This window comes from Rhodothermales bacterium (assembly GCA_013002345.1).
Lineage (GTDB): Bacteria > Bacteroidota > Rhodothermia > Rhodothermales > JABDKH01 > JABDKH01.
In genome coordinates this window covers 1-4,188 of sequence record JABDKH010000271.1, presented here as the reverse complement: position 1 = coordinate 4,188, position 4,188 = coordinate 1, and the positions used below count along the sequence as shown (strand labels likewise).

The following is a 4,188-nucleotide window of genomic DNA, read 5'->3' as shown; positions in this document are numbered from 1 at the left end:
GCGTTCCGTTGGTATGGATATCGGCATTGAGTTCATTAGAGTTGGTCCCAGTCACGACAATGGCGTCAATGTCACCCTTTAGCGTAAGATCACCATCGCTGATGACTGCGTACTCCATCCACGAGGGGCCAGTTGGCGGTAGGACGACTTGCCTCACGACCTCAGTGACTATCTCGTACTGCGAAGGGTTGCCGGAAGTATTTACAGCCTGCCCAATGGATGTGATCGTCGCCCGATTTCCGCTCACAGCGATGGACGTCGTAAACGCGGCTCCAGGGCTCTGACCATTGAACGTGGTCGGTACAAACGAGTCTGCAAGAGACTGCCTTCCCAGCGACGTGCCATCCAGCGCCGCCTCGCGAGCCAGCACTTCATACTGGTGATCCGACACCCGCGCCGAAGTTTCCAGCGTCTGCTGATTGCGATTCAGCGTGTAATACGCCCCTGAGAGGCTGAACGCCACAAAGGCGATGACCGCGACCTTACCCATGGTGGTGCACTCGTTACGGTTAGTGGACTAGAGATTCGAACTAGAGCGAGGAATCTCGAAGCATCCTTGGTCTGAACGTGGACTGCCAGCGCGTATCACGGATAGTTACACCATCCCGCACGTTCACATCGACCGGCGACGCCGCTTCGAGGCTGATGCGAATTTGCCTCGCATCACCCACGGCGCTAGCCGGATTCCCCTCCTCATTCAGAACCCGCACGTCCCAGGCCGTGATTGTACCGATTGAACCACCGGTGACAACGCCGGCCACAAGACGTTCAATCTGATAGTAATCGCGCGTACCCACGTCCTTTCGATAACGCGACTCAACTTTCTTGCGACGATAGGTTACCAACCTCTTGGTCGTATCCGTTGGGCTGACCTGTGCCATGAAGCTGAATGTGCTGTCCGTCTTCTCGGTTAAATCATTGACCGAGCTCACATTCTGCATGTCGCGCTGAAGACTGGACGTAAAATCGAGTACCTGCTGCTGAAGCATGTAGAAGCTCGTAGCCTCGGCCGACGCAACCTGGTTGCGATGATGCGTGGCAACCATCATGAGCAGAACGGTTGCTCCCACGATAGACGCCACGATGTTGTCCATTAAGAATTGCATATCCGTATGTGTCTATAAGGGGTAGAGAAACTCTAGAAATCCACCGTACGTGCTACCATCCGCAACGACTTCCGCACGCGTGAAGCTGTGTCAGGTAGATCGTGTCAGGGCGTGCAATATTCAACGAGTAGACCTTGATGGTCACTTTCTTCAGCTTGGTCGGATAATCGACTTCAGTGGTGTTATCGGTTGGATCGACATAGCTGACAACCGATTCTGCCCGGAAGCCGATGTTTGTTCCGTTCACCTCTCGGCTCCTTTCGATAGTGGCACCATTGAAATCGTCCAGGTCGTTTACTCCGCCAGACTCAAGGCTCGTCTCCTGCGTGTTTTCGAGGCCTCCGGTCAGATTGTGTATATCGAGACGTTGTACGGCGGTCAGTTCGCTGGACGAACTGATCACTTTGTCGCGCGTCGCCTCGTCAAACGACATAGAGCCGATTTCCTCCAGGACGTCGACGGCCACACCCGTCGATCGGATCGCCATATCCTCGCGAACCATGTTCAGTCTTGACGACAGAACGTTTCGATGCTGGTTGAACGCAAAAAGCGTTGTGACCACCATGGAAAGGACCGCTAGCATTGTCTGTGGCATTGTTAAACGACCGTTTTACGCTGATTTAGAACCTTTTTGAATCACTGAAGGCCTGATATGAATAGACCTATCAGTCGCGGGTATCGGACGATTTTCTTAATTCTTAAGCCCGCGATGGTCGGTCGATAGAAGTGCCGAATAAAGAGCGACCACTCTCCTACCCCTTTAATCGACAATTCGGAGAATTAAAAAAGGGGCGCGGCAGCCTGTGCCCGCGCCCCTCTCCTGAAGCAGCAATCTATGTGGAGTCTAGTCAGCCTGACTGACGAAGTACAGGTCGACTTTGTCCTCCGGAATCCGGTCGCGTGCCTCGTGATACGAGAGGAGGCGGAATCGCTCCGGATCGTCATCGTTCCAGATATCCGTCAACGCCGGAGAAGCCTGCACGTAGCTCAGATTCGGAGTGCCGGTTAAACTCGCCGAGCCACCCGTAGTTACCGTTCCGTAGACTGACGGAGTTCCTTTGACTTCGAAATTGCCGTTGGCAAAGAACTGGCCATAGATGTCAACCGTGCCGCTGAACGAGATGCTGCCACTGGAATAGAAGGCCATCGTGCTTTCACCCTGGTCGAGCGTCGACATCCCCGCCTGCATGTTTCCTGAGATGTCGATATCCCCATTGACGAGAAACATCACGTAACCGTCGATGGTGGTCCCGCCCGTTGCATCCAGATTCCCGTCAATGTACCAGACGAAAGGATCTTCCCGCGTCCCACCCAGATCGTATGCACCGCTTAGCGTGATATCGCCCGCACTCATCTGGTCTACGCCTGCGGTCGCGATGTAGGCAGAGGCGTCGAACAACGGGATGGTGATTTCCTCAACCTGGTGTACCGACTCTCGCTCGAGTTCATTTTCTACGGGGCTGAATGAGGTTGCTAGTGCGTCCGCGGGGTTCGCCGTCGCTCCCTCCACGAACGTCCCGAAACCGCCCACGTTTACATTGTTTCCGGTGATCTTGAGTGTATTGTTGGTGTGAATGTTCGCGTTCTGAGCGTCTCCGAACGCCGCGAGTTGAACGTCCGGCGAACCGGTCAACTCCAGGTCGTTCTTCGCGAGTAAAGCGTACTCCATGAATGGCGGTACGGTCGTCGGAGTACTTTTTGGCAGTCTCTCGTACTCTGCATAGATCTTCCAAACGACCGGCATCGCGCGCGTGTCATTGAGACGACCCTGCGACTCGATGCGGAATCGTGTCCCTGCGGACGAGAGAACAGATCGGTAGGTACCGTCTGTGAGGTCGGCGGTCATGACTGTCGATTCGATCCCCATCGACATGGCCTGACGGGCACGCGAAAAACCGGTCTTCGCCGCGTCACGTGCAAGCGTCTGATACTGATAGTCGGCCGCTTGACCCTGAACCTCGACCATCGAACGAAAGCGCGATGAGCTGTAGAATGCGAAGGAGATGCCGAAAGCGGCGATCATGATGAGAAGTCCCTTACCAGCCATGTCTTTTGAATCTTTTTTAAGGAATGAATACTGTGAGGCTCGCGATCTGACCTACCACTGACACAGATCGCCACACGCGACGACCTCGGAAACGCGGATGGTGTCAGCCATGGTCAGTTCAAGCGGCACCGCTTCCACCGACACTTTCTTGAGGCGCGTCATGTAGCCGACGGGGGTTGATCCGTCCAGCTCCGACACATAGGAAACGCGTGTGATAGTTCTGAATCGCAATGTCTTCCCGCTGGCCGTGCGTTCCATCTCCAGGACGCTGCCATCGTAGTCATCGACATCGTTGAAATCCGCCGACTCTCCGAGCTGTCCCGCTCCCGAGACGAAACTGGTAAGCGAAACCGCAGAGTGGACGGCAGTGGTCAGCACTGCTTCATCGAATGCCGTGGCCGTAACTTCCTCGAGACGATCGGAAGCCGCAGCAGTCGACTCTACAGATACTTGCGAGCGAACAGAGATCATTCGCTGCATGAGTACGCTTCTGTGCTGCTGGAATGTTACGAGAGAGGCGAGGGCCATTGCGACGACGGCAACCAGTGAGTGAGGCATGATGTGCTCTGCGGATGAGTCCGGTGTTGAATTGAAGACTGCTCACCCATCTTCAATCGCCGTACCAGATTTCTGCGCACGCCGGTGCCGAACACGCACGTGGCCACATCAGACTGCCAATTCGGACCGCCTAACGATGATTTTCGGGAATCTGGTGATTTTCAAAGCAACGATGTCACCAGCCGCGCCCGCGAACAGCTGATCACCACAATGAGACGGCCCCGTCTCAACCGGAAACAGACACTTCGACGGGCATTGCCCTACGAATTGACCCCCCACCCGCCGACTCATCCTGTAAGACGGACTCCTGCCGGCGCACAAAGGATTCCCCGTCACACGCTGTAGGCACACCGGCGTATGCTCTCGGCCGAAGGAAGCCGTACCCGCCAATCGCCTGTCGCCTGAGTGCGGCAGTCGGCATCACAACGAGGATAATCCATTGACCGAAGCCGTCGATCGCCTCTGGCCTGAACTCGC

General features: G+C 55.4%; 5 protein-coding genes. All 5 read right to left on the bottom strand.

Features of this window, described 5'->3' with window-relative positions; translation table 11 throughout:
* Positions 1–490, bottom strand: a 490-nt coding sequence (locus HKN37_12980) for a hypothetical protein (GenBank protein ID NNE47561.1), incomplete at its 3' end; no start/stop codon positions are given.
* A gap of 40 nt (positions 491–530) precedes the next feature.
* Positions 531–1,106, bottom strand: coding sequence for a hypothetical protein (locus HKN37_12975; GenBank protein ID NNE47560.1), 576 nt, complete (start codon positions 1,104–1,106; stop codon positions 531–533).
* Positions 1,107–1,158: 52 nt separating this feature from the next.
* Positions 1,159–1,701: a hypothetical protein gene (locus HKN37_12970; GenBank protein ID NNE47559.1), complete on the bottom strand. Its 543-nt coding sequence runs from the start codon at positions 1,699–1,701 to the stop codon at positions 1,159–1,161.
* Between the two features lie 249 nt (positions 1,702–1,950).
* Positions 1,951–3,153, bottom strand: coding sequence for a hypothetical protein (locus HKN37_12965; GenBank protein ID NNE47558.1), 1,203 nt, complete (start codon positions 3,151–3,153; stop codon positions 1,951–1,953).
* A 51-nt stretch (positions 3,154–3,204) separates the two neighbouring features.
* Positions 3,205–3,711, bottom strand: coding sequence for a hypothetical protein (locus tag HKN37_12960; GenBank protein NNE47557.1), 507 nt, complete (start codon positions 3,709–3,711; stop codon positions 3,205–3,207).
* Positions 3,712–4,188 lie beyond the last annotated feature (477 nt).